Source organism: Nocardia gipuzkoensis (assembly GCF_021183645.1).
Lineage (GTDB): Bacteria > Actinomycetota > Actinomycetes > Mycobacteriales > Mycobacteriaceae > Nocardia > Nocardia abscessus.
The window spans coordinates 6,601,960-6,627,468 of the sequence record NZ_CP089225.1; the positions used below are offsets into that span (position 1 = coordinate 6,601,960).

At 69.1% G+C, this 25,509-nt stretch carries 25 protein-coding genes; 8 read left to right on the forward strand and 17 right to left on the reverse strand.

Annotated features, from left to right (window positions below):
- Positions 1 to 111: 111 nt before the first annotated feature.
- Positions 112 to 948, reverse strand: coding sequence for an alpha/beta fold hydrolase (locus LTT66_RS30150; protein WP_233061948.1), 837 nt, complete (start codon positions 946 to 948; stop codon positions 112 to 114).
- A complete protein-coding gene (locus tag LTT66_RS30155) occupies positions 945 to 1,532 on the reverse strand; it encodes a TetR/AcrR family transcriptional regulator (protein ID WP_332909647.1) in 588 nt (195 codons plus the stop codon). Before LTT66_RS30155 ends, LTT66_RS30150 begins: the two co-directional genes overlap by 4 nt.
- Before the next feature lie 145 nt (positions 1,533 to 1,677).
- Between LTT66_RS30155 and LTT66_RS30160 the strand changes: the two genes are divergently transcribed.
- A complete protein-coding gene (locus tag LTT66_RS30160; RefSeq protein ID WP_233061949.1) occupies positions 1,678 to 2,508 on the forward strand; it encodes an alpha/beta fold hydrolase in 831 nt (276 codons plus the stop codon).
- A 44-nt stretch (positions 2,509 to 2,552) separates the two neighbouring features.
- Here the strand turns inward: LTT66_RS30160 and LTT66_RS30165 are convergent, their stop codons facing one another.
- Positions 2,553 to 2,795 (reverse strand): MarR family transcriptional regulator, encoded by a 243-nt coding sequence (locus LTT66_RS30165; RefSeq protein WP_157230012.1) that lies wholly within the window; start codon positions 2,793 to 2,795, stop codon positions 2,553 to 2,555.
- A gap of 201 nt (positions 2,796 to 2,996) precedes the next feature.
- On the opposite strand from LTT66_RS30165, the gene LTT66_RS30170 reads away from it, so the two are divergent.
- From LTT66_RS30170 to LTT66_RS30185, 4 genes are read left to right on the forward strand one after another with little or no spacing between them, the layout of a single operon-like run.
- Positions 2,997 to 3,281 carry a hypothetical protein gene (locus LTT66_RS30170; protein WP_043725354.1) on the forward strand — a complete coding sequence of 95 codons (285 nt, stop codon included), beginning with the start codon at positions 2,997 to 2,999 and terminating at the stop codon, positions 3,279 to 3,281.
- Positions 3,281 to 3,874 carry a DUF6879 family protein gene (locus LTT66_RS30175; protein ID WP_233061950.1) on the forward strand — a complete coding sequence of 198 codons (594 nt, stop codon included), beginning with the start codon at positions 3,281 to 3,283 and terminating at the stop codon, positions 3,872 to 3,874. The genes LTT66_RS30170 and LTT66_RS30175 overlap by 1 nt, the downstream gene beginning before the upstream one ends.
- A complete protein-coding gene (locus tag LTT66_RS30180; RefSeq protein WP_181723136.1) occupies positions 3,825 to 4,661 on the forward strand; it encodes a helix-turn-helix domain-containing protein in 837 nt (278 codons plus the stop codon). Before LTT66_RS30175 ends, LTT66_RS30180 begins: the two co-directional genes overlap by 50 nt.
- 42 nt (positions 4,662 to 4,703) lie before the next feature.
- Positions 4,704 to 4,877, forward strand: coding sequence for a sigma factor (locus LTT66_RS30185; protein WP_233061951.1), 174 nt, complete (start codon positions 4,704 to 4,706; stop codon positions 4,875 to 4,877).
- A 162-nt stretch (positions 4,878 to 5,039) separates the two neighbouring features.
- On the opposite strand, the gene nuoN is transcribed toward LTT66_RS30185, so the two are convergent.
- The 14 genes from nuoN to LTT66_RS30260 form a co-directional block, all read right to left on the reverse strand.
- The gene (gene nuoN / locus LTT66_RS30190; RefSeq protein ID WP_233061952.1) at positions 5,040 to 6,665 is read right to left on the reverse strand and encodes an NADH-quinone oxidoreductase subunit NuoN; all 1,626 of its coding nucleotides are present in this window, start codon (positions 6,663 to 6,665) and stop codon (positions 5,040 to 5,042) included.
- Positions 6,662 to 8,287 carry an NADH-quinone oxidoreductase subunit M gene (locus tag LTT66_RS30195; protein ID WP_233061953.1) on the reverse strand — a complete coding sequence of 542 codons (1,626 nt, stop codon included), beginning with the start codon at positions 8,285 to 8,287 and terminating at the stop codon, positions 6,662 to 6,664. Before LTT66_RS30195 ends, nuoN begins: the two co-directional genes overlap by 4 nt.
- Positions 8,284 to 10,170 carry an NADH-quinone oxidoreductase subunit L gene (nuoL, locus tag LTT66_RS30200; protein ID WP_233061954.1) on the reverse strand — a complete coding sequence of 629 codons (1,887 nt, stop codon included), beginning with the start codon at positions 10,168 to 10,170 and terminating at the stop codon, positions 8,284 to 8,286. Before nuoL ends, LTT66_RS30195 begins: the two co-directional genes overlap by 4 nt.
- 1 nt (position 10,171) lies before the next feature.
- A complete protein-coding gene (gene nuoK / locus LTT66_RS30205; protein WP_036536861.1) occupies positions 10,172 to 10,471 on the reverse strand; it encodes an NADH-quinone oxidoreductase subunit NuoK in 300 nt (99 codons plus the stop codon).
- Positions 10,468 to 11,298 (reverse strand): NADH-quinone oxidoreductase subunit J, encoded by an 831-nt coding sequence (locus LTT66_RS30210; RefSeq protein WP_195068226.1) that lies wholly within the window; start codon positions 11,296 to 11,298, stop codon positions 10,468 to 10,470. The genes nuoK and LTT66_RS30210 overlap by 4 nt, the downstream gene beginning before the upstream one ends.
- Entirely contained in the window at positions 11,295 to 13,193 is a 1,899-nt protein-coding gene (nuoH, locus tag LTT66_RS37265; protein ID WP_332909648.1) for an NADH-quinone oxidoreductase subunit NuoH, read from the reverse strand. Before nuoH ends, LTT66_RS30210 begins: the two co-directional genes overlap by 4 nt.
- Entirely contained in the window at positions 13,186 to 15,708 is a 2,523-nt protein-coding gene (locus tag LTT66_RS30225) for an NADH-quinone oxidoreductase subunit G (RefSeq protein WP_233061955.1), read from the reverse strand. Before LTT66_RS30225 ends, nuoH begins: the two co-directional genes overlap by 8 nt.
- A complete protein-coding gene (nuoF, locus tag LTT66_RS30230) occupies positions 15,705 to 17,027 on the reverse strand; it encodes an NADH-quinone oxidoreductase subunit NuoF (RefSeq protein ID WP_233061956.1) in 1,323 nt (440 codons plus the stop codon). Before nuoF ends, LTT66_RS30225 begins: the two co-directional genes overlap by 4 nt.
- A complete protein-coding gene (gene nuoE, locus LTT66_RS30235) occupies positions 17,024 to 17,794 on the reverse strand; it encodes an NADH-quinone oxidoreductase subunit NuoE (RefSeq protein WP_233061957.1) in 771 nt (256 codons plus the stop codon). Before nuoE ends, nuoF begins: the two co-directional genes overlap by 4 nt.
- Positions 17,791 to 19,125 carry an NADH-quinone oxidoreductase subunit D gene (locus LTT66_RS30240; RefSeq protein WP_233061958.1) on the reverse strand — a complete coding sequence of 445 codons (1,335 nt, stop codon included), beginning with the start codon at positions 19,123 to 19,125 and terminating at the stop codon, positions 17,791 to 17,793. The genes nuoE and LTT66_RS30240 overlap by 4 nt, the downstream gene beginning before the upstream one ends.
- Positions 19,125 to 19,901, reverse strand: coding sequence for an NADH-quinone oxidoreductase subunit C (locus LTT66_RS30245; RefSeq protein ID WP_233061959.1), 777 nt, complete (start codon positions 19,899 to 19,901; stop codon positions 19,125 to 19,127). Before LTT66_RS30245 ends, LTT66_RS30240 begins: the two co-directional genes overlap by 1 nt.
- Positions 19,898 to 20,452 (reverse strand): NuoB/complex I 20 kDa subunit family protein, encoded by a 555-nt coding sequence (locus LTT66_RS30250; protein ID WP_043691073.1) that lies wholly within the window; start codon positions 20,450 to 20,452, stop codon positions 19,898 to 19,900. The genes LTT66_RS30245 and LTT66_RS30250 overlap by 4 nt, the downstream gene beginning before the upstream one ends.
- Positions 20,453 to 20,503: 51 nt before the next feature.
- Entirely contained in the window at positions 20,504 to 20,872 is a 369-nt protein-coding gene (locus tag LTT66_RS30255) for an NADH-quinone oxidoreductase subunit A (protein WP_408638874.1), read from the reverse strand.
- A 498-nt stretch (positions 20,873 to 21,370) separates the two neighbouring features.
- Positions 21,371 to 21,790, reverse strand: a complete 420-nt coding sequence (locus LTT66_RS30260) for an Rv3143 family two-component system response regulator (protein ID WP_233061961.1) — start codon at positions 21,788 to 21,790, stop codon at positions 21,371 to 21,373.
- Positions 21,791 to 21,931: 141 nt separating this feature from the next.
- On the opposite strand from LTT66_RS30260, the gene LTT66_RS30265 reads away from it, so the two are divergent.
- Genes LTT66_RS30265 through LTT66_RS30275 form a run of 3 tightly spaced genes read left to right on the forward strand, consistent with a single transcriptional unit; the run spans position 21,932 to position 25,509 of the window.
- Positions 21,932 to 23,473: a hypothetical protein gene (locus LTT66_RS30265; protein ID WP_233061962.1), complete on the forward strand. Its 1,542-nt coding sequence runs from the start codon at positions 21,932 to 21,934 to the stop codon at positions 23,471 to 23,473.
- 3 nt (positions 23,474 to 23,476) lie between these two features.
- Positions 23,477 to 23,920, forward strand: a complete 444-nt coding sequence (locus LTT66_RS30270; protein WP_233061963.1) for a hypothetical protein — start codon at positions 23,477 to 23,479, stop codon at positions 23,918 to 23,920.
- Positions 23,917 to 25,509, forward strand: coding sequence for an FHA domain-containing protein (locus LTT66_RS30275; RefSeq protein ID WP_233061964.1), 1,593 nt, complete (start codon positions 23,917 to 23,919; stop codon positions 25,507 to 25,509). Before LTT66_RS30270 ends, LTT66_RS30275 begins: the two co-directional genes overlap by 4 nt.

A 25,509-nucleotide genomic window follows, 5' to 3' on the forward strand; every position in this document is an offset into this window, starting at 1 on the left:
GCCCGAGGCATAGTTGTGCATAGTGGAATCGGCGTGCTCGAGCGGCGTTCGCAGCGGCTTTCGGCTTCGCACACTGGCAAGGGAACTTTCGCGCCCGTTGCCGAGCGACGGTCAGCCCACGCGTGCGGCCAGCAGCAGTTCCAGCAGCTGCTGGGCGAATTCGGCGGGCGCGTCGGTGAATCCGCTGTGCCCGCCGGGGAACTCGGTCAGCGGGATGTTCAGTTGCGCGGCGAGTGCCTCCGCGGGACGGTGGGGAAGTTTGCCCTTGCTGTCGCGGCCCGCGCCCAGCACCAGACGGTCGGTGACCGGCGCCAAAGCCGCCACGTTCGGCAGATAGGAGGTGATCGGACGCAGTTCGTGCGCCATGCTGCGCGGGGCGTTGGCGTGCAGCCGTTCGATCATCGCGGCGGCGCGCGGCGACAGGCCGGCCGGATCCGGCATGTCGACGCCACCACCGATGCCCTCGAGGAAGCGCGCGCCCGCGGCGGCCAGACCCTCGGTGGCGAACAGTGCGCACACCTCCTCGACGAACGCCTTGTGCTCGGCGGCGTCGGGCAGCACGCCGAACGACGGCGGTTCGTGCGCGATCACCAGCCGCAACCGCCGCGGACGCCGGGCGAGCAGGTCCAGCGCGACCACCGCACCGCCGCTGCCGCCGAATACATACGCCTCTTCGCCCTCGGGCGTGAGGTGTTCCAGCAGCAGGTGGGCGTCCTCGCTCTGCACTTCGACCTCGATGTCGGCCGGTGGTCCGGGGTCGAGCACACTGCGGGAGTAGCCGCGCGGATCCACGGCCACCACGGTGAAATGCTCGGCGAGCGGCTCGATGACGGGATCGAAAACCGCCGCGTCGCCTCCGCTGCCGGGCAGCAACAGCAGCACCGGCCCGGCACCGCTGACCTCGTAGTACAGCGTGGCCCCGGGGACTTTCACCGTCTCGGATCTCATGATTTCTCCTTGTCGTCGGACGGCCACTGCTCGAGCGTGATGTGCAGGGCCTCGATGATGCGTTCCCAGGACTCGGCGGTGGGGCGCGCATGCCCGAAACCGCCGGTCGCCTCGAGCACGCTGTATCCGTGGAAGGTGCTGCGCAGCAGGCGGACCGCGTCGGTTCGGTCGGGTTCGGCCAATCCGTAGGCGCGCAGCATCCCGTAGGTCAGCTCGACGGCGCGCAACGCGCCGGTCGCGGTGCGCGCCACCTCGGGGTCGAACGGGAGCTGGGTCGCGGCGTAGCGGCCGGGGAAACGCAGTGCGAAGTCCCGCCAGGCATGGGCGTAGGCGACGAGCGCGTCGCGACCGGCGCGACCGGCGATCGCGGCGGCGATCAGCTCGGTCTTCTCCGTGGCCGCCAGCACGGCCACTCGGGCGCGCAGCTCGCGGAGATTCTTGACGTGCGAATACAGGCTCGCGTCCTGAACGCCGAACTTCTTGGCCACCGCCGACATGGTGAGGTTGTCCAGCCCGATCTCGTCGGCGAGATCGGCCGCGGCCCGCGTGACCCGCTCCGCGGTGAGCCCTGCTCGCGCCATCATGTGCCCACCTCCAGAAAACTAGGATGATTAGTTTATAACCTAGGCAACATAGGTTTAGCAATCGCGGCGAGGCCCGGCGATGAATCGCGCTCGTGCGCACCGTCTGCATTCGCGGACGGGAAAACCGATCGCACGAGGAGAATTCATGACCCGGATACCGCCGGCGGTCACCGCCGCAACGCTCGACGTCCCAGGCGCGCACCTGTACTACGAGCTGCGCGGCACGGGTCCGCTGCTGGTGCTGGTCGGCGCGCCGATGGACGCCGCCGCGTTCGCCCCCGCGGCCGAACTGCTCGCCGCCGACCACACCGTGCTCACCACCGACCCGCGCGGACACCGCAGCAGCACACTCGACGATCCCACCCGGGACTCGACTCCGGAACTGCGCGCCGAGGACCTCGCCCGGTTGATCACGCAGGTGCACGCCGGGCCCGCTACGGTCTTCGGTTCCAGCGGTGGCGCGGTGACCGCACTCGCGCTGGCGCAGGCGCGTCCGGATCTGGCCACCACCGTGATCGCGCACGAACCCCCGATCAACGCGCTGCTCGCCGACCGGGACGCGCACCGCGCCGCGACCGAGGACATCATCGCGGCCTATGCCGCAGGCGACGTGCTCGGCGCGTGGCGCAAATTCTTCGCGTCGGCGAACATTCCTATGCCGGAGGAGGTGCTCGCGCATATGTTCGGCCCGCAGCGCGACCCGCAGCAGATGGCAAGCGAGCGCTATTGGTTCGCCCACGAGATCCGTGGCACCACCACCTGGGAGCCCGACCTCCTCACCCTGCAGGCTGTGCCTGTCCGTCTGGTGGTGGGCATCGGCGCGGATTCGGCCGGGCAGTTCTGTGATCGCACCTCGCGCGCGCTGGCCGCGGCGCTCGACGTGGCGCCCACGATGTTTCCCGGCGGACACACCGGGTTCGCCGACGATCCGGCCACCTTCGCCGTCCGGCTGCGCGAGATCTCGAGCACGTCATGACACCGGAAGGCGCCGAATCACCGTGACCATGGCGCCGATTCAGCTCACAAAGTGAATCGGCGTCCCTTCGCGGCCCACTCGCCCCGGCCCCTCGGCGTGATGGCCCAGCGGCCCCGGTGCCGGCAATCCATGATCAAACCGCGCGACTGTAGACGCAGCAACGCGCTGCGCACCGACCATGCGGTCAGTCGCGCCTGCTGAGCCAGTTGCTCGACGGTGAGCAATCCGCCCGGCGCCAGCACACCCAGCACCGCGAAATCGGCGGCAGTCCTGGGTCGTCTCATCATGTCGGAGCCTTTCCTTCGGGGAGAAGGACAACCGGGGGAACGACATCGCCGCGATGGCCCCGAGTTGCCGAATCGACGGTAGAAGGCGCACGTATGCGCCCGCCACGATTTTGCGCGACTTTGCGAACCACGTTGACCGGCAACGCCTGCGGTGGGGACGATTGCACGACATCGTCCGCTAGCTCTCGCAAAGGATCAGCTATGAACCTGCGACTTCTCGGATCCGGATCCGACCATGGAGCTTGTCCCGCCGTGTACGCCACCGACACGGGCGTGCTCGTGGTGCAGGGCGATGCCACCGACCGGACCGGGACGGTTCTCGTGCCACACCAGTTGTTGGACTGGCTGGAACCAGGGATGCGGCTACGGGTCGAGGCGAGCGGGACGTGTGGAGCGGTGCTGGTGGCCGGTGAGCCGGTCACCGATCCCGAACTGCTCGCCCAGTTGACTCTCGACTGTCACGAAACCGCCGTGGTGGTGCGCTGATGCTGCACGTGGTAGGCGACCGCTGTTTCGAGCCGCTGTTCCGGGCGGCTCGATGGCGCGCCTTCCATCTGGAGGTTCGAGACAACTACGTGCTGGAGGACGAGCAGGAAGCGCTGCGCCGCTTCGGCGCCGGAGTAGCGTACGAACGAGAGGAACAGCCCGAGTCATGGAAAGCCTGGGATGCTCTGATGGTCGAGTCCGCCGGTCGCGGGGTGGTGCTCGAACGACTAAGGGTCGTGACGGTCCCGCACTCCGACTACACCCGGTGGCTGTTGTCGGCGACCGACGACAACATCGCCACCGGCGAAATAGTGCGCTGGCTGCCGCGGCATCTGGTCGAGCCGGCGGACCTGCCGCACGACGACTACTGGCTTTTCGACACGAACACGATCGCGTTCAACACCTTCGCCGAGAGCGGGGCGTTCGTGGGTCTGTCGATCACTACTGACCCGGCGCTGGTCGCCCGCTGCCTGCAGGTGCGGGAACGGCTGTGGCCCAAGGGCATTGATCATCAGCGATATTGCGAGAGCGAGCACGTACCCGATGAACGGAGTGTCGGACGCACGCGAGGTGCTGGGTGCGCGCCTGCGTGAACTGCGTCGCGCCGCCCACCTGACCGGCCTGGAACTGGCCGCGAGGTGCGGCTGGCATTCGAGCAAGGTCTCCCGGATCGAGGGCGGCAAGCAGACGCCTTCGGAAGCCGACCTCGCCGCGTGGTGCGAGGCCTGCGGCAATACCGCCGTGCTGGACGACTTGGTCGCCAACGCGCGCAATCTGCAGTCGATGTATCTGGAATGGCAACGCAGCGTCGCCTCCGGACACGCGCACAGGCAACGGCAATCGATCGACCTGGAGGCGCAGACCACACAGATCCGCTGGTACGCTCCCGACACGCTGCCGGGACTGCTGCAAACCGAGGGTTACGCACGCGCGATCCTGACCGCCTGCATCGCCGTCACCGGCGGACGCGACGACCTGGAGGACGCGGTGGCCGCGCGCATGGCCCGCAAGCAGGTGCTCTTCCGGGTGAAACACCGATTCCACTTCGTGGTCAACGAGACCGCGCTGTGGCGCACGGTCGGCGACGCCGCCACCATGGCCGAGCAACTCGCCTACCTGCTCGCGGTGATGGCCAACCCGAGGGTCCGGCTGGGCCTCATCCCGATCTGCGCCGACTACCGCGCCCCCGCGACGAACTTCGTCATCTACGACCGCGCGCAGGTGCTGACCGAAACGGTCTCGGCCGAGCTGACCATCACCCGGCCGTCGGAGATCGCACTGCACGAGAAGACCTTCGCGATCCTCGCCGACCAGGCCGAGTACGGCGACCGTGCCCGATTGCTGATCGCGAACGCGCTGGAACGCCGGCGCGGCGGCTAGGGCGTTTGGACGCGGCCTGCGGACATGGCCCCCCATTGGCTGATGTCGCTCAGTACGCGCGAGGGCGATCTGTTCGAGGGCTTCCGAGCTCGCGCGGAGGCGATCGCCTACCGGCTGCTGGGCTCGGCCGGTGACGCCGAGGACGCGGTGCAGGAGGCGTTTCTGCGGTGGGATGCGACGCCCGCCGAAGCGGAGAACCACTCCGCTGGGTCGTGACGCGGCGCCGCGGTCGCACGCGGCCGCGTGCCGAACCGCCGGTCCGCACGGCGTGGACCGGTGGCTCGGTAGGCACGGAACTTCCCTGGCCCGGCACGCCGGGGAGACAGCGGTGCCGCCCCGCTGTCGCGCGGCGGCGGCACCAGAGCACCTGCGGCTCGGTCAGCGCACGAATGTCGCCGCGTGGTCGGCCAGATCCAGCAGTGGCTGCGGATAGACGCCGAGCACGATGGTGACCGCGGCGGTGATCGCCACGATCGTCGTGGTCAGCGGCGGGCTGACCAGCACCGGAGCGTCAGCGGGCGGGTCGGTGAAGAACATCAGCACGATGACCCGCAGGTAGAAGAACGCCGCGACGGCACTGCAGATCACGCCGATGATGACCAGCGGTGTCGCGCCACCCGAGGCGGCGGCCTCGAACACGGTGAACTTGCTGACGAAGCCGCTGGTGAGCGGCAACCCGGCGAAGGAAAGCAGGAACAGCGCGAAAACCGTTGCCAGCCATGGAGAACGGCGGCCGAGGCCGGCCCACCGCGCCAGGCCGGTGGCCTCGTCCCCGTCCGCTTCGCGGACCAGGCTGACCACGGCGAACGCGCCGAGCGTGCCGATGCCGTAGGCCGGCAGATAGAACAGCACCGCCGCGACGCCGCGGTCGTTGGCGGCCACCGGGCCGATCAGCAGGAAACCGGCATGGGCCACCGAGGAATACGCGAGCATCCGTTTGACGTCGGTCTGGGTGATCGCCATGACCGCGCCGACGGCCATGGTCGCGATCGCGACGGCCGCGAGGATCGGTCGCCAGTCGTCGCGCAGACCCGGCACGGCGACCTGCAGCACGCGCACCAGCGCACCGATCGCGGCGATCTTGGTGGCCGCTGCCATGAAGCCGGTGATCGCGGTGGGGGCGCCCTGGTACACATCCGGCACCCAGGACTGGAACGGCACCGCACCGATCTTGAACAGCAGACCGACCGCGAGCATCGCGACGCCGAGCACCGCCAGCGTCGCGTTGTCCGGATGCTGTGCGATCGCGTCCGCGATGCCGCCGAGCCGCACCGTGCCCGCCTGGCCGTACAGCAGCGCGACGCCGTAGAGGAAGAACGCCGAGGAGAACGCGCCGAGCAGGAAGTACTTCAGCGCTGCCTCCTGCGACAGCAACCGCTTGCGCCGGGCCAGCCCGCACAGCAGATACAGCGGCAGCGACAGTACTTCGAGGGCGACGAACATGGTCAGCAGGTCGTTGGACGCCGGGAACAGCAACAGGCCGCCGACGGCGAGCAGCGTCAGGGGAAACACCTCGGTGGTCGCGATACCCGCGCGCAGCGCCGCTGCTTCGGCCGCGCTTCCGGGCACCGCCGAAGCCTGCGGTGTGAACGCGTCCACACCGCGTTCGAGGGTGGCGGCGGCCCGGCTCCACGTTCCCGGGCCGGATCGAGCCTGCTGACGTGGTTCGGCGCCACGCTCGGCGATGAACAGCACACCGAGGATCGACACGACCAGGATCGTGCCCTGCAGGAACAATGTGACGCCGTCGATGGCCACGGCGCCCGCGACAGCGGTGCTTTCGGTGCCCGCGAGCGCCACGACGGCGGCCAGCGCGGCGGCCAACCCGGCAAGGCTCAGCACCAGATGAGTGGCGTAGCGGTAGTGCCGGGCGACGAACGCTTCGGCGAGGACGCCGAACACGGCGACGCCGAACACGATGAGCATGGGGGACAGGGCGCCGTATTCGATGCTCGGCGCGGGAATGCTCGCGGCGAGCGTCGTGGTGGAGGCGAGGACGTTCACTTGTGGGCACCTCCGGGATGCTGGGCCGGTCCCGCTTCGGGCCGTGGGGGTGCCGAGGGTGCGGGATCGGTCCGGCCGATGGTGGTGAGCGTTTGGCTCACCGCGGGATTGATGAAGTCGGTGAGGACTTTCGGGTAGATGCCGAGGAACAGCAGCGCGGCGATCAGCGGGACCACCACGGCGAGTTCGCGCGGCGCCAAGTCGTAGATCCGCTCGTTGCCTTCCTTCACCGGCCCGGTCATCATCCGCTGGTAGAGCCACAGCACGTACAGTGCGGCGAGCACCAGCGCGACGGCGGCGACCACGGCGGCGAACTGGTAGCGGGCGAATGTCCCGATCAGCACGAGGAATTCGCTCACGAACGGGGCGAGGCCGGGCAGCGACAGCGTCGCCAGACCGGCGATGAAGAACGTGCCCGCGAGCACCGGGGCCACCTTCTGAACGCCGCCGTACGCGGCGATGAGCCGGGTTCCCCTTCGCGACACCAGAAATCCGGCCACCAGGAACAGCGCGGCGGTCGAAATGCCGTGATTGACCATGTACAGCGTCGCGCCGGTCTGGCCCTGGCTGGTCATGGCGAAGACGCCGAGGATGATGAACCCGAAGTGGGAGATCGAGGTGTAGGCGATCAGGCGCATCACGTCGGTCTGCCCGATGGCCAGCAGGGCGCCGTACACGATGCCGATCACCGCGAGCGTGATCACCAACGGCGCATAGGTGTCGGACGCGTCGGGGAACAGCGGCAGGCAGTAACGCAGCATGCCGAAGGTGCCCACCTTGTCGACCACCGCCATCATCAGCACCGCGCTGGAGGGAGTGGCCGCGACAGCGGCATCCGGCAGCCAGGTGTGCAATGGCCACAGCGGCGCTTTGACCGCGAAGGCGAACATGAACCCGAGGAACAGAGCATTGAGCACCGCGGGTCCGGCGCCGAGCTCTCCGGCGTTGGCCGCCGCGACCACGGTGCGGAGATCGAAGGTGCCCGAGGAACCCTCGCCCAGTCCTTCCCGGGCGGTGAGCACATACAACCCGATGACCGCGGCCAGCATGATCAGCCCGCCGAACAGGTTGTACAGCAGGAACTTCACCGCCGCGCGCGAGCGCTGCCTGCGCTGCAGCGCGTCCCCGGTGCGTGGCCCGAATCCGCCGATGAGGAAGTACATCGGGATGAGCATCGCCTCGAAGAACACGTAGAACAGCAGGATGTCCAGGGCGAGGAAGGAGATCAGCACCATCGCCTCGACGAGCAGGATGAGCGCGACGTAGGTGTGCGCCACCCGCTTTCCACCGCCGACTTCACGTTCGTCGTGCCAGCCCGCCAGGATCAGCAGGGGAACCAGGCCCGCGGTCAGCAGCACCAGCACCAGCGCGATGCCGTCCAGCCCGAGGGTGTATCCGGCGCCGAACGTCGGAATCCACTGATGGGATTCGACGAACTGGTATCGGTCACCTGCGGTGTCGAACCGCACGGCGAGCCCGATGCCGAGACCCAGCACCAGCACCGAGATGCCCAGTGCCACGGCGCGTGCGAGGGTGCGTCGCGCGGCGGGCAGTACGAGCACGATCGCGGCACCGGCGACCGGAACCAGCCACAGCGTCGTCAACCAGGGGAACTCGCTCACCACAACCTCACCGCCAGCAGGGCAGCGGCCACCAGGGCCGCGCCGGTGAACATGGACAGGGCATAGGACCGCACGAACCCGGATTGCACTCGCCGGGCGCGCGCGGACAACCCGCCGATCAGCGCCGCGGTGCCGTTGACGACGCCGTCGATGCCACGGTTGTCGAGGAAGACCAGCGCCCGGGTCAGGTGCTGTCCGGGCCGCATGAACGCGGCTTCGTTGACCGTGTCGCCGTAGAGGTCGTGGCGTGCCGCGACGGTCAGCCCGGAGACGGCTTCGGGGGCGGTCTCGGGGATGTCGCGCTGCGCGTACTGCGAGTAGGCCACCGCGACACCGACGGCGACCACGCCGAGCGCGAGTATCGTGACCAGCGCCGCGGGCACGGTTTCGGTGCCGTGGTGGGCGCCGACGACCGGTTCGAGCCAGTTCTGCAGCGAGGAGCCGAAGACGAACACCGCGCCCGCGCCGACCGAGCCGAGGGCGAGCAGGATCATGGGACCGGTCATCACCGCGGGGGACTCGTGCGGGTGGGTGTCCGGTTCCCAGCGGCGCTCGCCGAAGAACGTCATCAGCATGACGCGCGTCATGTAGAACGCGGTGAGACCCGCGCCGAGCAGCGCGACCAGACCCAGCGCGATCCCGCCGACGCCGCCTTGGTTGAACGCCGCCTCGATGATCCGGTCCTTGGAGAAGAACCCGGCGAACGGCGGGACCCCGATGATGGCGAGGTAGCCGAGGCCGAAGGTGACGTAGGTGATCGGCAGCAGGGTGCGCAGGCCGCCGTAGCGGCGCATGTCGGTTTCGTCGTTCATCGCGTGCATCACCGAACCGGCGCCGAGGAACAGTCCGGCCTTGAAGAACCCGTGGGTGAGCAGATGCATGATGGCGAAGGCGTATCCGGCGGGGCCGAGTCCGGCGGCCAGCACCATGTAGCCGATCTGGCTCATGGTGGAGGCGGCCAGTGCCTTCTTGATGTCGTCCTTGGCGCAGCCGATGATTGCGCCGAACAACAGGGTGACCGCGCCGACCAGCACCACCCCGAGCCGGGCGTCCGGGGCGAGGTCGAAGATCGCGTTGGAGCGCGCGATCAGGTACACACCGGCGGTGACCATGGTGGCGGCGTGGATGAGCGCCGACACCGGGGTGGGGCCCTCCATGGCGTCACCGAGCCAGGATTGCAGCGGCACCTGGGCGGACTTGCCGCACGCGGCCAGCAGCAGCAACAGGCCGATCGCGGTGAGCGTGCCCTCGCCGGCGGCGGGCGCACCGCCGAAGACGACCGCGAAGTCGACCGATCCGAACGTCGCGAACATGACCATCATCGCGATCGCCAGGCCCATGTCGCCGACCCGGTTCACCACGAACGCCTTCTTGGCGGCCGTTGCCGCGGAGGGCTTTTCGTGCCAGAACCCGATCAGCAGGTAGGAGGCCAGGCCGACGCCCTCCCAGCCGAGGTAGAGCACGAGGTAGTTGTTCGCCAGGACCAGCAGCAGCATGGCCGCGAGGAACAGGTTGAGGTAGGCGAAGAACCGCCGCCGCGCCGGGTCGTGGCTCATGTAGCCGATCGAGTAGACGTGGATCAGCGAGCCGACGCCGGTGATCAGCAGTGCGAAGCACATCGAGAGCTGGTCGAGTTGCAGCGCGAAGTCGGCCTGGAGGCCGGCCACCGGAACCCAGCTGAACAGGTCCACGTGTACCGCGCGGTCGGCGGTGTCGCGGCCGAGCATGTCGGTGAAAGCGAGCACGGCGATCCCGAACGAGGTCAGCGCCGTCGCGGTGCCGAGCAGATGACCCCACTTGTCGGCGTAGCGTCCGGTCAGCAGCAGGACGATCGCACCCGCCAGGGGGAGGGCGGGCAGCAGCCAGAGCGTTGCGGTGTCCACGTCAGAACTTCAGCAGGTTGGCGTCGTCGACCGAGGTCGAGCGGCGGGCGCGGAAGATGGTCATGATGATGGCCAGGCCGACGACCACCTCGGCCGCGGCGACCACCATCGTGAAGAACGCGAACACCTGCCCGTCGAGGTTGGCGTGCATCCGGGCGAAGGTGACGAACGCGAGGTTCACCGCGTTGAGCATCAGCTCGATGCACATGAACACCACGATGGCGTTGCGCCGCAGCAGCACGCCGGCCGCGCCGATCGTGAACAGCAGGGCGGACAGGAACAGGTAGTTCTCGGGATTCACCGGTTGCCTTCCTCGTCGCTGGGGGTGTCGGTCCCGTCCGATGCGGGCGTGGTGCCGACCGAGATGACGGCCGCTTCGGTCAGCGCCCTGGTGCGGCGGTGCCGCAGGATGGTGCTGACCGACAGCTCCTCGAACGACCCGTCGGGCAACCGCGCGGGGACGTCCACCGCGTTGTGCCTGGCGTAGACGCCGGGGGTGGGCAGCGGTGTCGCGCGATGCCCCTTCTCGCGGAACCGGCGGCGCGACAGCTCGCGCTGGTCGGTGCGGGGCCCGAACTGCTCGCGATGGGCCAGCACCATGGCGCCGATGGTGGCGGTGATCAGCAGGGCGCCGGTGAGTTCGAAGGCCCACACGTAGCGCAGGAAGATCAGCTCGGCCAGTTCGCCGATCACATCGCGGCCGGCGAATCCGGATGCGGGGAAGGTGATTCCGGATTCGCGGACGCCGTGAGCGATGCCGCCGCTGAGCAGCAGCCCGAAGCCGAGGCCGACCGCGGCGGCGGCGAGGCGCTGGCCGCGGATGGTTTCCTTCAGCGACTCCGCGGAGTCGACGCCGACGAGCATCAGCACGAACAGGAACAGCATCATCACCGCGCCGGTGTAGACCACGATTTGCACGACGCCGAGGAACAGCGCGTCCTCGGCGATGTAGAACGCGGCCAGCGCGATCATGGTGGCCGCCAGGCACAGGGCGGAGTGCACCGCCTTGGGGGCGAAGACCATGCCGAGCGCGCCGAGCACGGCCAGCGGGGCGAGGATCCAGAACTGGACGGCCTCACCGGTGGAGGCGCGGGTCAGCGGCTCCGCGGCCAGGATCAAATCGGTCACCGTGGTGCTCCTTCCACGCCGGCGGTGGCGGGTTGCCTGGGCGCGTCGGTGGCCGTGGCGCCGCTGGTGGCCGGTGCGTCGCCGGGGACCCGTCCGAGGTAGTAGTCCGCCTCGTCGGTGCCGGGATGCATGGCGTGCGGCGGTGCGGTCATCCCGGGCTGCAGCGGGGCGAGCAACCGGTCCTTCTCGTAGATCAGGTCGGCCCGGTTGTCGTCGGCCATCTCGTAGTCGTTGGTCATCGTGAGCGCCCGGGTGGGGCAGGCCTCGATGCACAGTCCGCAGCCGATGCAGCGCAGGTAGTTGATCTGGTAGACCTGGCCGTATCGTTCACCGGGCGAATAGCGTTCGGTCTCGGTGTTGTCGGCGCCTTCGACGTAGATCGCGTCGGCGGGGCAGGCCCATGCGCACAGTTCGCAGCCGATGCACTTCTCCAAGCCGTCGGGATGCCGGTTGAGCTGGTGCCTGCCGTGGTAGCGCGGCGCGGTCGGCGTTTTCTGCTCGGGGTAGAACTCCGTGTTGGGCTTCTTGAACATGGTCGCGGCGGTGACCGCGAAGCCGGACAGCGGCTCGAACAGGCTGCTCTTGGCGCGGGTGGCGTCGCGGGCGTGCGCGTCGGCGGGCAGTGGCGGCACCGGGAAGCCGAGGAACACCGTCGAATCGGCGGAGTCCGCGTCCACGGGTTCCTCGACCGGTGGCGGTGTGCCCGCCGCCCGGCCCGCCCGCAGGAACCGCAGCACCAGCAGTCCGGTGACCGCCAGGCCGCCGATCACCAGGATCGGGGTCTGCACCGGGTAGCCCTCCGCTTGCAGCACCCGTGCCGCGGCCACCACCATGACCCAGGCCAGCGAGGTCGGGATCAGCAGTTTCCAGCCGAGATTCATGAACTGGTCGTAGCGCAGCCGGGGCAGTGTGCCGCGCAGCCAGATGAACACGAACAGGAATGTCCAGACCTTGGCGGTGAACCACAGCACCGGCCACCACCCGGAGTTCGCGCCGTCCCACATGTTCAGCGGCCACGGCGCCCGCCAGCCGCCGAGGAACAGTGTGGTGGCCAGCGCGGAGACCGTCGCCATGTTGACGTACTCGGCCAGCATGAACATGGCGAACTTGAGCGAGGAGTACTCGGTGTGGAAGCCGCCGACCAGTTCGCCCTCGGCCTCGGGCAGGTCGAACGGTGCCCGGTTGGTCTCGCCGACCATCGAGACGCAATAGATCAGGAACGACGGCAGCAGCAGGAACACATACCAGGTGCCTTCCTGCGCGGACACGATGCCGGAGGTGGCCATGGTGCCGCCGAGCAGGAAGACGGTGGCGAAGCACAGCGCCATCGCGATCTCGTAGGAGATGACCTGCGCGGTCGAGCGCAATCCGCCCAGCAGCGGATAGGTGGAGCCGGAGGACCATCCGGCCAGCACGATGCCGTAGACGCCGATGGAGGTGATCGCGAGGATGTACAGCACCGCCACCGGAAGGTCGGTGAGCTGCAGCGGGGTGGTGACACCGAAGACGGACACTTCCGGCCCGAAGGGGATCACCGCGAACGCCATGAACGCGGGGACCACCGAGATGACCGGGGCCAGAATGTAGATCGGCTTGTCCACGATCGCCGGGACGATGTCCTCCTTGAGGGCCATCTTCACGCCGTCGGCGATGCTCTGCAGCGAGCCGAACGGCCCGGTGCGGTTCGGGCCGATCCGCATCTGCATGCGGGCCACGATCTTTCGCTCCGCGAGCACCGCGACCAGCGGAATCAGCATCAGATAGACGAACACGGCGACGGCTTTGGCGATCACGAGCCACAGTGGGTCGTGTCCGAAGCCGGTCGGGGTGTACGGGGCGGCGGAGGCGGCGGGTGTCACCGCGGACGCCGTGACGAGCGCGGCGAGATCACTCATGGCGGTGCTCCTTCATCCTCTCGTCGGCGTGCCGCAGGTGCACGATCGCGCCGGGCTGGACGGCGAGCTGCTCGGCGATGGAGCAGCCGGGGGAGTGCTGCGGCAGCCATACCACGCGGTCGGGCAGGTCGCTGATCATCAGGGGGAGCGTGACGGCGCCGCGGCTGGTGGCGACGGTGACCGGATCGTCGGGTTGCGCGCCGAGCTCGGCGGCGGTGGCGGCCGACAGGCGCACCACCGGGGGACGGGCGATGCCCGCCAGATTCGGTTCGCCGTCCTGCATGCGGCCCTCGTCCAGCAGCATCCGCCAGCTGGCGAGCACCGCGGTGCCCGGTTCGGGGCGTGGCAGCGGATGCGGCCGGTGCGTGGGCGCGGTAACGGGCGCGCCGTCCCACACGCCGAGTTCGGCGAGTTCGGCGCGGGCGGATTCGACGTCCGGCAGGTTCAGGCGCACCGACATCTCACCGGCGATGGCGTGCAGTACCCGCTGGTCCGACAGTGGCGCGGTCTGACGGCGGACCATGTCGTCGCCGAGCGCGGCGGCGAACGGGCGCGGCCGCCCCTCCCAGGTGCGGAAGGTGCCGGGTTTCTCCATGGCCGCGGCCACCGGGAACACCACGTCGGCGCGTTCGGTGACCGGGCTGCGCCGCAGTTCCAGGCTCACCACGAACCTGGCCGCGTCGATGGCGGCCAGCGCGGCGGCCGGGTCGGGCAGGTCGGCCACGTCGACGCCGCCGATGACCAGCGCGCCGAGGCCGGAGGCCGCCTCCAGGATGGCCGTCGTGTCACGGCCTGCGCCGACCGGCAGCTCCGGCACGTTCCAGACCGCCCGAACCTGTTGGCGGGCGCGGGGATCGGCCACCGGCCTGCCACCGGGCAGCAGGCAGGGCAGGGCGCCCGCTTCGACCGCGCCGCGTTCGCCTGCCCGGCGCGGCACCCAGGCGAGGGCGGCTCCGGTCTCGTCGGCGAGACGTACGGCGGCCGACAGCGTGCCCGCCACGCCCGCCATCCGCTCACCGACCATGATCACCGCGCCGGGTTCGCGCAGCAGTCGGGCCAGATCCGCGAGCTGCGCCGGATCTGCGCCGGGCGTGGTGATCTCGCCGGTGCGGATGGCGTCGAGCAGATGCGGTTCGGCGCCCGGCACGGCCCGCATCAGCCGCCCGGACATGCGGTCGAGCCCGCGCGAGGAGTACGGCGCGAGCGAGTAGATGGGCAGGCGGCGTTTGCGGGCGGCCTTGCGCAGTCGCAGGTAGACGATCGGTGACTCTTCTTCGGGTTCGAATCCGACGAGCAGGACGACCGGCGCGGCCTCCATGCTGTCGTAGGTCACCGTGCCGTCCTGACCGGCGACGCGGGATGCGAGGAAGTCGGCTTCCTCCGCCGAATGCGCGCGGGAGCGGAAGTCGATGTCGTTGGTGCCGAGGGCGACCCGCGCGAATTTGGCGTAGGCGTAGGCGTCCTCCTCGGTGACCCGGCCGCCGACGAGCACGCCCGCGTTGCCGAAGGAGGCGGCCAGCCCCTCCGCGGCCGCGGCCAGTGCCGCCGACCAGGAGGCCGGGGCGAGTTCGCCGTCCCAGCCGCGCACCAGCGGGGTGGTGAGCCGATCGGGTTCGGTGGCGTAGGCGAAGGCCCAGCGGCCCTTGTCGCAGTTCCACTCCTCGTTGACCTGCGGGTCGTCACCGGCCAGCCTGCGCAGCACCTTGCCGCGCCGGTGGTCGGTGCGCTGTGCGCAACCGGAAGCGCAGTGTTCACAGACGTTCGGGCTGGACACCAGGTCGAACGGGCGGGCGCGGAATCGGTAGGCGGTCCCGGTGAGCGCGCCGACGGGGCAGATCTGCACGGTGTTGCCGGAGAAGTAGGAGTCCAGCGGTTCGGCCTGCGCGGTGCCGACCTGTTGCAGCGCACCGCGGTCCATCAGCTCGATGAACGGGTCGCCGGCGATCTGCTGGGAGAAACGGGTGCAGCGGGCGCAGAGCACGCAGCGTTCCCGGTCCAGCAGCACCGCTGTCGACAGCGGAATCGGTTTGGGATAGGTGCGTTTGCGTCCCTCGAACCGGGATTCGGCGCGTCCGGTGGACATCGCCTGGTTCTGCAACGGGCACTCGCCGCCCTTGTCGCAGACCGGGCAGTCGAGCGGATGGTTGATCAGCAGCAGCTCCATCACGCCCTCCTGCGCCTTGTCGGCGGCAGGGGAGGTGAGCTGGGTGCGGACCACCATGCCGTCGGCGACGGCCATGGTGCAGGAGGCGACCGGTTTGCGCTGCCCTTCCACCTCGACCAGGCACTGGCGGCAGGCGCCGACCGGGTCGAGCAGCGGATGGTCGCAGAAACGGGGGATCTGGATGCCGATCAGTTCGGCGGCCCGGATCAGCAAGGTGCCGGGCGGCACGCTGACCGTGGTGTCGTCGATGGTCACGGTGACCAGATCGGCGGGAGCAGGCGCGCTGGTCTTGCCGCTCACCGTGGCCCGGCCGCCGCCGGTGATCGAATCGCTGCGCGAGACCGGTTTCATCGGACCTCTTCTCCTGACTCGGCCCATGCGGTGGCGCGCGCCGGGTCGAATGGACATCCGCCGAGCCGCAGGTGTTCGGCGTACTCCTCGCGGAAGTACTTCAGCGAGGAGATGATCGGGCTGGCCGCGCCGTCACCGAGGGCGCAGAACGACTTGCCGTTGATGGTGTCGCTGATATCGAGCAGCTTGTCCAGGTCGGACTCGGCGCCGGTGCCCGTTTCGATCCGTTCCAGCAGCTGCACCAGCCAGTAGGTGCCCTCCCGGCACGGGGTGCACTTGCCGCAGGATTCGTGCGCGTAGAACTCCGTCCAGCGCAGTACCGCTCGCACCACGCAGGTGGTGTCGTCGAAGATCTGCAGCGCCTTGGTGCCGAGCATGGATCCCGCGCTCGCGACGCCCTCGTAGTCGAGGGGCACGTCGAGGTGTTCCTCGGTGAACAGCGGCGTGGACGAGCCGCCCGGAGTCCAGAATTTCACCCGGTGCCCGGCGCGCACGCCGCCCGCGTAGCCGAGGAGTTCGCGCAGTGTGATGCCCAGCGGCGCCTCGTACTGCCCCGGCCGGGTTACGTGACCCGACAGCGAGTAGAGGGTGAAACCGGGGGACCTCTCGCTGCCCATCGAGCGGAACCAGGTGATGCCGTTGCGGATGATGGGAGGCACGCTGGCGATGGATTCCACGTTGTTCACCACGGTCGGGCAGGCGTAGAGGCCCGCGACGGCGGGGAACGGCGGGCGCAGGCGGGGTTGGCCGCGGCGGCCTTCCAGCGAGTCCAGCAGCGCGGTCTCCTCGCCGCAGATGTAGGCGCCCGCGCCCGCGTGCACGAGGAGTTCGAGGTCGTAGCCGGAGCCGAGGATGTCGTGACCGAGGAAACCCGCTTCGTAGGCCTGGGCCACCGCGGCTTGCAGCCGCCGCAGCACCGGAACTACCTCGCCGCGCACGTAGATGAACGCGTGTGCGGCGCGGATGGCGTAGGCGGCGATGACGACGCCTTCGATCAGCGCGTGCGGCGCGGCGAGCATGAGCGGAATGTCTTTGCAGGTGCCCGGTTCCGACTCGTCGGCGTTCACCACCAGGTAGTGCGGTTTGGTGACGCCGTCGGGTCCGGCGCCCTGCGGGATGAAACTCCACTTCATGCCGGTGGGGAAGCCCGCGCCGCCGCGGCCGCGCAGGCCCGCGTCCTTGACGGTCTGGATCACCTGGTCCGGTTCCATCCGCAGGGCGGTGCGCAGCGCCTGGTAGCCCTCGTGGCGCAGGTAGGTGTCCATCGTCCAGGACTGCGGGTCGTCCCAGTAGGTGCTCAACACCGGAGTGAGCGTCATCGCGAGACCTCCGGATCCTGGTGCGGTGCGGGCGCTTTCATGCCCCGCTCCCGAGCGACGCGCAGACCGGCGAGTGTCGCCTCGCCCGCGGCGCCGTCGAGGACGCCGGGGCGCTCGTCCGGGAACCCGGCCAGGATGCGCGCGGTCTGCTTGAACGTGCACAGCGGCGCGCCGCGGGTGGGGGTGACCTGCGCTCCGGCACGCAGGGCGTCCACCAGGGCACGCGCGGATTCGGGGGTCTGGTTGTCGAAGAACTCCCAGTTGACCATGACCACCGGCGCGAAGTCGCAGGCCGCGTTGCACTCGACGTGTTCGAGCGTGATCGACCCGTCCGCCGTGGTCTGGCCGTGCCCGATGCCGAGGTGGCGTTCGAGCGCGGCGAGGATGGCGTCGCCGCCCATCACCGCGCACAGCGTGTTGGTGCAGACGCCGACGTGGTAGTCGCCGGTGGGTGTGCGCCGGAACATCGAATAGAAGGTGGCGACGGCGGTGACTTCGGCGCCGGTCAGCCCTAGTTGTTCCGCGCAGAACTCGATTCCGGTGCCGGTGACGTAGCCCTCCTCGGACTGCACCAGGTGCAGCAGCGGCAGCAGTGCGGAGCGCGGGTGCGGGTAGCGCGCGATGATCTCCTTGGCGTCGGTTTCCAGCCGCTCGCGCACGAAGGGCTGGTAGGGCTCGGGCCGGGTTTCGAGCTTCAGCAAGACTGGCGTGCTACCTGCCACGCGGCCACCGCCGTCGGTGGATTCGCTGTGCGATGTCGGGTTCATCGGTCCACTCCGCCCATGACCGGGTCGATGCTGGCGACCGAGGCGATGACGTCGGCGACCATGCCGCCCTCGCACATCGCCGCGACCGCTTGCAGATTGGTGAACGAGGGGTCGCGGTAGTGCACACGGTAGGGCCGGGTGCCGCCGTCGCTGACCATGTGTACCCCCAGCTCGCCGCGCGGCGACTCCACGGCCACGTACACCTGGCCCGCCGGAACGCGGATGCCTTCGGTGACCAGTTTGAAGTGGTGGATCAGCCCCTCCATGGAGGTGCCCATGATCTTGCCGATGTGCCTGGGGGAGTTGCCGAGGCCGTCCGCCCCGATCTGCAGGTCGGCGGGCCAGGCGATCTTCTTGTCGTCGATCATCACGGGGCCGGGCCGTAGCCGGTCCAGGCACTGCTCGACGATCTTCAGCGACTCCTTCATCTCCTCCACGCGGATGACGTAGCGGCCGTAGCAGTCGCATCCGGTGGTGGTGGGGACGTCGAATTCGTAGTTCTCGTAGCCGCAGTAGGGCTGGGCTCGGCGCATGTCGTGCGGCAGGCCGGTGGCGCGCAGCACCGGGCCGGTGATGCCGAGCGCCATGCACCCCTGCAGGTCGAGGTAGCCGATGTCCTGCGTGCGGGACTTCCAGATCGGGTTGGCGGTGAGCAGGTGTTCCATGTCGCGCAGCCGTTTGGGCAGCAGGGCGAGCAGTTCACGGACCTTCGTGACGCCGTCGTCGGGCAGATCCTGCGCCAGGCCGCCGGGGCGGATGAACGCGTGGTTCATGCGCAGCCCGGTGATCGTCTCGAAGACGTCGAGGATCAGTTCGCGTTCCCGGAAGCCGAACAGCATCGGGGTCAGCGCGCCGAGTTCCATGCCGCCGGTGGCCAGGGCGACCAGGTGGGAGGAGATGCGGTTGAGCTCCATCAGCAGCACGCGGATGATCGTGGCGCGCTCCGGAATCTGCTCGGTGATGTCGAGCAATCGCTCCACGCCCAGGCAGTACGCCGTCTCGTTGAAGAACGGCGACAGGTAGTCCATGCGGGTGACGAAGGTGACGCCCTGGGTCCAGTTGCGGAATTCGAGGTTCTTCTCGATCCCTGTGTGCAGGTAGCCGATTCCGCAGCGGGCTTCGGTGACGGTTTCGCCTTCGATCTCCAGGATCAGCCGCAGCACACCGTGCGTGGACGGGTGCTGCGGGCCCATGTTGACGACGATGCGTTCCTCGCCCGCGCCGGCCAGCGTGTCGGCCACCTGGTCCCAGTCCTGCCCCGCCACGGTGATCGTGGTGGGCTCGGGCGCGGTGCCCTCGGCGAGGCCGGGCTCGGTGTCGGTGTCGTTCATCAGCTGTATGCCCTCCGCTCGTCGGGCGGCGGGATGCGCGCGCCCTTGTATTCGACCGGGATCCCGCCGAGCGGGTAGTCCTTGCGCTGGGGGTGGCCGCGCCAGTCGTCCGGCATGGTGATCCGGGTCAGCGAGGGGTGCCCGTCGAACCGGATGCCGAAGAAGTCGTAGGTCTCGCGCTCGTGCCAGTCGGTGGTCGGGTACACCTCGTAGAGCGAAGGGATGTGCGGGTCGGCGTCGGGGGCGGAGACCTCCACCCGCAGGCGGCGGTTGTGCGTGATCGACATGAGGTGATAGACGGCGTGGAGTTCGCGGCCGGAATCCTCCGGATAGTGCACGCCGTTGACGCCCAGGCAGAGCTCGAAACGCAGTGCGGGATCGTCCCGCAACGCGCGGGCGACCGACGGCAGATGCTCCCGGTGCACGTGCAGGGTGAGTTCGCCGCGGAAGACGATCACCTTCTCCAGCGCCGTGTCCAAGCGGGTGCCGATGGCGGTGAGCGCGGCATGCAGCGCGTCGACCACCTCGTCGAAGTACCCGCCGTACGGGGCGGGAGTGCTGCCCGGCAGGATGACCGGGCGGACCAGGCCGCCGTAGCCGGAGGTGTCGCCGGTGCCGGACACGCCGAACATGCCGCGGCGCACGCCGATCACCTCGGCGCCGGGCTGCGCGGAATCCTCTTCGGGCAGGGTGCCCTCCGGGCCCGCGGTGGCAGCGGCATCGATCGCGTCGTGCGCGGGCGGGGCGTCGGTGTCGTCGGGGGTGTCGAAGGTCATCGGAGCAGACCCTCCATCCGGATGGTCGGGGTCGAGGCGAGCGCGGCCTGTTCGGCGGCGCGGATGGCCTCCTCACGGTTGACCCCGAGCGGCATCTGCTGAATCTTGGCGTGCAGTGCCAGGATCGCGTTGAGCAGCATCTCCGGCCGGGGTGGGCAGCCGGGCAGGTAGATGTCGACCGGAACGACGTGGTCGACGCCCTGCACGATGGCGTAGTTGTTGAACATCCCGCCCGAGGACGCGCAGACGCCCATCGCCAGCACCCATTTCGGTTCGGTCATCTGGTCGTAGACCTGGCGCAGCACCGGGGCCATCTTCTGGCTCACCCGGCCGGCGACGATCATCAGATCGGCCTGCCGCGGCGAGGCGCGGAACGCTTCCATGCCGAAGCGGGCGATGTCGAAACGTCCCCCGCCGGTGGCCATCATCTCGATGGCGCAGCAGGCGAGCCCGAAGGTCGCCGGCCATAGGGAGCCCTTGCGCAGGAATCCGGCGAAATCCTCGACCGTGCTCAGCAGGAAGCCGCTGGGCAGTTTTTCCTCGAGACCCATGTTCTACTGACTCGCTTCCATTCGTCGGCTACGAATTCGGCTGCGCGGCATTCAGTCCCAGCTGAGGCCGCCGCGCCGCCATTCGTAGGCGTAGGCCACCGAGACGTTGAAGATGAACAACGCCATCGCGGCGAGACCGAAGAGACCGAGCGCATCGAAGTGCACTGCCCACGGGTAGAGGAACACGATCTCGATGTCGAAGATGATGAACAACATCGCGGTGAGGTAGTACTTCACCGGAAAGCGTTGTCCCGTAACGTTTCCTGGCCCACCGGCCACGGCATGCGGCGTGGGTTCGATACCGCATTCGTAGGGTTCCAGTTTCGCCCGGTTGTGCCGTTTCGGGCCGACCAGGGCCGATAGGGCGATGGAGAACAGCGCGAACGCCGCCGCGATCGCGCCGAGCACAAGCGTCGGCATCTCGATATTCACGACTGCACTTCCCCTCCTTGCGAGCGGCAGCTGACAACAGCGTCCGAGGCGGGCTGACGTCGTTGTCCGCCTCGGCCAGACTCGCCCCTCGGCTTCACCTGGGAGCGGTCATTACCAGTTCCGCTTCCATGTGAGGTACGGCACAGCCTACAACCGAACGGGCGGCCCGCACCGGGTTTGGCGACGTCGTTTCATCGAATTCGGTACAAGCATTTATGACCGAAACGGTGGTAATCCGCGCGGCGGGCCCGAACTCTTGGCTGAACGGTCAGTTGGCGGCCGGAAATGCCGGGTATCGCGACGTCGAATGTGGTCCCGAGCGGGTTCGGAGTCGGCAACGGCGACAGCGACGCGAAGGCCGGGAGCCTCGACCGCACCGGGGTTCGGGACCCGTTCGACCGGGAGCGCGGCACGGTCGTGCGCGGAGGAGCACTAATTCAAGATCGCTATGAATAGCTGACGCGGGCGGAGGGGAGTAGGCGACGATCAGGCCGCGGAACGGCCGCGCAGCAGTGCCACGACGGCCTCGGTGAGCCGGAGCGGGTCGATGGGGTGCGCCACCGCGGCCTCCGCGCGCGACCAGCTGGCCAGCCAGGCGTCATCCGGACGGCCGGTGAGCACCAGCAGCGGCGGGCACGGATCGACTTCGTCCTTCAACTGCTTGGCGATGCCGAGCCCGCCCACAGGGGCCGCCTCGCCGTCGAGCACGGCCAGGTCTATGCCGCCCGCGTCCAGCTGCGCGATCACCACGGGGGCGGTGGCCACCTCGAGGTACTCGAACGCCGGTAGTTCCGGGTGCGGGTGCTTGCCCAAGGCCTGGATCACCTGACGCCTGGTGTCGGCGTCGTTGCTGTACACGAGAACCCGCAGAGGGGTGGAACGAGTGGAATCGGCCACGATCGGCATGGTACGTCCGAGAGGGCGGGGCGCGTGGCAGGTTCGGCGCAGTTTGTTGCCGCGCGTCGTCCACCGCGCGTCACCGGTGTGGTCGCGGGTCGAAAGCCGATGACAAGCAGTTGACAAGAATCTGCCGGTAGAGTCCGCCCAATGCGGGGAGATATCACGCAGGCCCTCGTCGACACCGACGTGTGGACCGATGAAATGCTGGGCAACGCCGGGATTCCGGTGATCGACGTTCCGTTCGTGACCATCGGCAGTGGGATCGGATCGTTCGTCACCTATGACACGCTCCGGATCTTCGGTGTGCCCGCCGAGGCGATGGCGGTACTCGGTCCGCAGGAGCACCCCTGGGCCTCCTATGAGTATCTGACGAGGGTCTCCCAGATTCCCCGCGGCGAGCGCCTGCGCAGCGACTCGGCCTCGACGCCGGACAACATCTGGGGCTTCCCCTCGTACGCGGTGCGCGAGGCCATCGCCGACAAGTCGCTCAAAGCGCTGTGGAACGTCTTCGTCGAGCCGATCTTCGCCAATTACTACACCCCGCGCGCCGGTCAGGCGTTCGACGCCATGGAGCGCGAGTTCCACCGCATCGGTTACGCGCGCTCCCTGCATCGCGGCCACGTGCGCATGGTGCGCAAGCGCCACGGCGGCGGATACTTCACCATCCTCACCCCGCCCGCCGGGTCGACGCCGACCAAGCGCGTCGCCTTCCGCAGCACATATGTCCATGTGGCGGTGGGTTATCCGGGCTTGAAGCTGTTGCCGGACCTGCAGGAGTATCGCGAAACCCATCGTGATCCGACGCGCGTGGTCAACGCCTACGAGCCGCACGAGCACGTCTACCAGGCGCTGCAGCGGCGGCCCGGCACCGTGCTGATCCGCGGCAGCGGAATCGTCGCGAGCCGCGTCCTGCAACGGCTCATCGACGACCGGGACAAGCACCGGCTCGACACCCGGATCCTGCACCTGTTTCGCACCTACATCGCCGGCCCGCACGGCAAGAACATCTTCAGCAGACGCAAGGGCGGCGACGGATGGGCCTACCAGGGGTTCAACTATCCGAAGTCGGTGTGGGGGGGTCAGCTCAAGCAGAAGGTGCGCAATCTGCAGGGTGAGGAACGGGCGCGGGCATACAAGGAGATCTCGGGTACCAACACCCCGATCCGGGACAACTGGCAGGAACAGCTGCGCCGTGGCCGCCGAGAGGGGTGGTACCAGGTGATGGCGGGCACGATGCGGGCTCCGCGCCCGGCCGGGGGACGGCAAGGCGTGGTCGCGACGATTCTTCCGGACACCGGTGCGCCGCTGCCGTTTCCGCCGCCTGCGCAACCGTTCGACACGACCGTCGACTACATCATCGACTGCACGGGCTTGGAAGCCGACATCCGCGAGCACCGGCTGCTGGCCGACCTGCTCGACCACACCGGCGCCGGGCGCAATCCGCTCGGACGGCTCGACGTGGACACCACATTCGAGCTGATCGGCACCCGCAGCGGCCCCGGACGGATGTATGCCTCCGGCAGCGCCACGCTCGGCGGGCCGTTCGTCGGCGTGGACACCTTCCTCGGGCTGCAGATCGCCGCGCAGGAGATCGCCGACGATCTGGCCGCGGTCGGATTCTGCCGCAGGATGGGGCCGCTGCGCTCGACGCGGCAATGGTGGTTGTGGGTTACAAACGAGAAGATCTGAGCGATGCTTCCTACTTTGAACGGGCGAATCCAGACCCGGCTTCTCGCGCTGAGCGTGATCGGCTTCGTCGTCGCGCTGATCATCACCCCGGTTCTGCCGACCGGTTCGTTGAGCATCGGTCAGGCCTACCGGGTGACATTGTCGGTCCTGCTGGCGACCGTTCTGGTCGGTGTGCTGTGGGAATTGCTCTACCATTTCCTGCAGCAGTTCCGCTGGGAAAAGGACTGGCCGACCCTGTTCGGTTTCGTCACCATCCTCAACGAGGGAGCGCTGATGTGGGTCCTCGTGCGTCACACCACCGTGGTGCTGCCCGAGCATCTGCGTCCGTCGCTCACGGCGTTCGGAATCCAGTTCGTCGTCACGTGGGTCGTCTTCTGGCTCACCGTGAACGGGCCGATGCGGGTGGTGTTCCACCGGTGGCGATTCCAAGGCGGCCGGTTCCTGTGAGCGGGCAGATCGAGGCGTTGCCCGGCGCCCATCTGGTGGCGAGCGCGGGCGGCGCGGTCGTGGTCGTCGCGCACCGTGGCGCCGGCGCCGTCACGGCGGACACGGTGGCGGCCCGGACGATGACGGCGCTGCTGGACATCGTGCGCGAAGCCGTCGCGCGCGACCGGCGCCGCAGCGGGCGCGCGGTGGCGCGGCTGGCCACGACCTGGCTGATGAGCCTGTCCAACGGTGAAGAGGACGAGGTCGAATTCGGGGTGATCACGCCCGTGGACAATGGCCTGGCGGTGTTCCTGCACGGTGGGGTCACCGCGGTGCTCGCAGGGTCCGGCCACACGGAGGTGCTTCGCGGCCGGGACGCCGGATTCACCGTCGACCGTATGGTGACGCCGGCGCCGGGCAGCGGCGCGGGATTGTTCGTGGACGAGGCCGGGTGGACCGCCCAGTCCCTGCCGGAGCGCGGGATCTTCGCGCTCGGCGCGGGGACGGTACCGGGGTCGGGCGCGGTGCTGTGGTCGGTGGCGGCACCGGGGGTGATCGGCGGCGAACCGGCGATCGACGGCGTCACCGAGTCCCTGGGCCGACCACGGGCGGGTTCCGCGCCCCCACCGCCCCTCGCCGAGCCCCACGCGGCATCGGCGCCGGAGCCGACCCCCGGACCGCAGCGGGCAGCGGAGCCGCCGCGCGTCGAGCCCCGATCGGCTCCCGAATCGCGGCCCGCCGCGCAACAGCCGCTCGCCGCCGGGTCGCAATCACAGGTCGCCGCCGGACCGCAGGCGCTGCCGGAACCGCACCGACGCGAAGCACGGCCGGAGTCCGAGCAGGCGTCCGCGCCGCCGCCCCAGCGGGCGCCGAGCCTGCGCAAGGACGAGGAAGCCGCCGACGCCGCGACCGAAGTCGACCTGCAGGCCTCCGCGCGGCAGGCGACGCCGCGCCAAGGCATGACACCGTCGGTGGCGCAACCGCTTCCGCCCAGCCCGGAGCAGGCGCGGCCCGCGCACCGCACCGATCGGGACTACGCGATCGCCAACGATGCGAACCTCGCCGAGACGATGGTGCCCTCCGCCGAGGTAGTCGCGGACGCGCTCGGGTCGACCGGCTCGAACACACTCGGGCATCGGGTGATCGTGCACGGATTCCAATGTGCCCGGCATCATCACAACGATCCGCGGGTGTCGTTCTGCGCGGTGTGCGGGATCCGGATGGACCAGCTCACCTGCGTGCTGAGCGAGGGGGTGCGCCCCCCGCTGGGTGTGCTGCTGCTGGACGACGGCACGTCGTTCGTCCTGGACAACGACTGTGTCCTGGGCCGCGAGCCGGAGCACTCGGAGGCCGTCGCGCGCGGGGCGCGCCCGGTGCGGCTGGAGGACAGCTCGGGGGGCATGTCGCGAGCGCACGCGGAGATCCGCCTCGTCGACTGGGACGTGACGGTCGTGGACGGCGGCTCCACCAACGGCACCCACATTCGTCATCCCGGACGCCAAGACTGGGTTCGCGCGGTGCCGGGCCATCCGGTCACCCTCGCACCCGGCGCCCAGATCCAACTGGGTGGCCGCGTCCTGACCTTCGACTCCCAGCACGGGCAGCTGTAG

Bases quoted from the DNA above. Each gene is read 5' to 3' on its own strand.
- LTT66_RS30270 (WP_233061963.1), top strand. From the start codon at position 23,477: ATGCTTCCTACTTTGAACGGGCGAATCCAGACCCGGCTTCTCGCGCTG.
- LTT66_RS30150 (WP_233061948.1), bottom strand. From the start codon at position 948: ATGAGATCCGAGACGGTGAAAGTCCCCGGGGCCACGCTGTACTACGAG.
- LTT66_RS30180 (WP_181723136.1), top strand. From the start codon at position 3,825: ATGAACGGAGTGTCGGACGCACGCGAGGTGCTGGGTGCGCGCCTGCGT.
- LTT66_RS30155 (WP_332909647.1), bottom strand. From the start codon at position 1,532: ATGATGGCGCGAGCAGGGCTCACCGCGGAGCGGGTCACGCGGGCCGCG.
- LTT66_RS30175 (WP_233061950.1), top strand. From the start codon at position 3,281: ATGCTGCACGTGGTAGGCGACCGCTGTTTCGAGCCGCTGTTCCGGGCG.
- LTT66_RS30245 (WP_233061959.1), bottom strand. From the start codon at position 19,901: ATGACCTTCGACACCCCCGACGACACCGACGCCCCGCCCGCGCACGAC.
- LTT66_RS30240 (WP_233061958.1), bottom strand. From the start codon at position 19,125: ATGAACGACACCGACACCGAGCCCGGCCTCGCCGAGGGCACCGCGCCC.
- LTT66_RS30265 (WP_233061962.1), top strand. From the start codon at position 21,932: ATGCGGGGAGATATCACGCAGGCCCTCGTCGACACCGACGTGTGGACC.
- LTT66_RS30225 (WP_233061955.1), bottom strand. From the start codon at position 15,708: ATGAAACCGGTCTCGCGCAGCGATTCGATCACCGGCGGCGGCCGGGCC.
- LTT66_RS30250 (WP_043691073.1), bottom strand. From the start codon at position 20,452: ATGGGTCTCGAGGAAAAACTGCCCAGCGGCTTCCTGCTGAGCACGGTC.
- LTT66_RS30185 (WP_233061951.1), top strand. From the start codon at position 4,704: ATGTCGCTCAGTACGCGCGAGGGCGATCTGTTCGAGGGCTTCCGAGCT.
- LTT66_RS30255 (WP_408638874.1), bottom strand. From the start codon at position 20,872: ATGCCGACGCTTGTGCTCGGCGCGATCGCGGCGGCGTTCGCGCTGTTC.
- LTT66_RS30160 (WP_233061949.1), top strand. From the start codon at position 1,678: ATGACCCGGATACCGCCGGCGGTCACCGCCGCAACGCTCGACGTCCCA.
- nuoF (WP_233061956.1), bottom strand. From the start codon at position 17,027: ATGACGCTCACTCCGGTGTTGAGCACCTACTGGGACGACCCGCAGTCC.
- LTT66_RS30165 (WP_157230012.1), bottom strand. From the start codon at position 2,795: ATGATGAGACGACCCAGGACTGCCGCCGATTTCGCGGTGCTGGGTGTG.
- LTT66_RS30260 (WP_233061961.1), bottom strand. From the start codon at position 21,790: ATGCCGATCGTGGCCGATTCCACTCGTTCCACCCCTCTGCGGGTTCTC.
- nuoH (WP_332909648.1), bottom strand. From the start codon at position 13,193: ATGAGTGATCTCGCCGCGCTCGTCACGGCGTCCGCGGTGACACCCGCC.
- LTT66_RS30170 (WP_043725354.1), top strand. From the start codon at position 2,997: ATGAACCTGCGACTTCTCGGATCCGGATCCGACCATGGAGCTTGTCCC.
- nuoE (WP_233061957.1), bottom strand. From the start codon at position 17,794: ATGAACCCGACATCGCACAGCGAATCCACCGACGGCGGTGGCCGCGTG.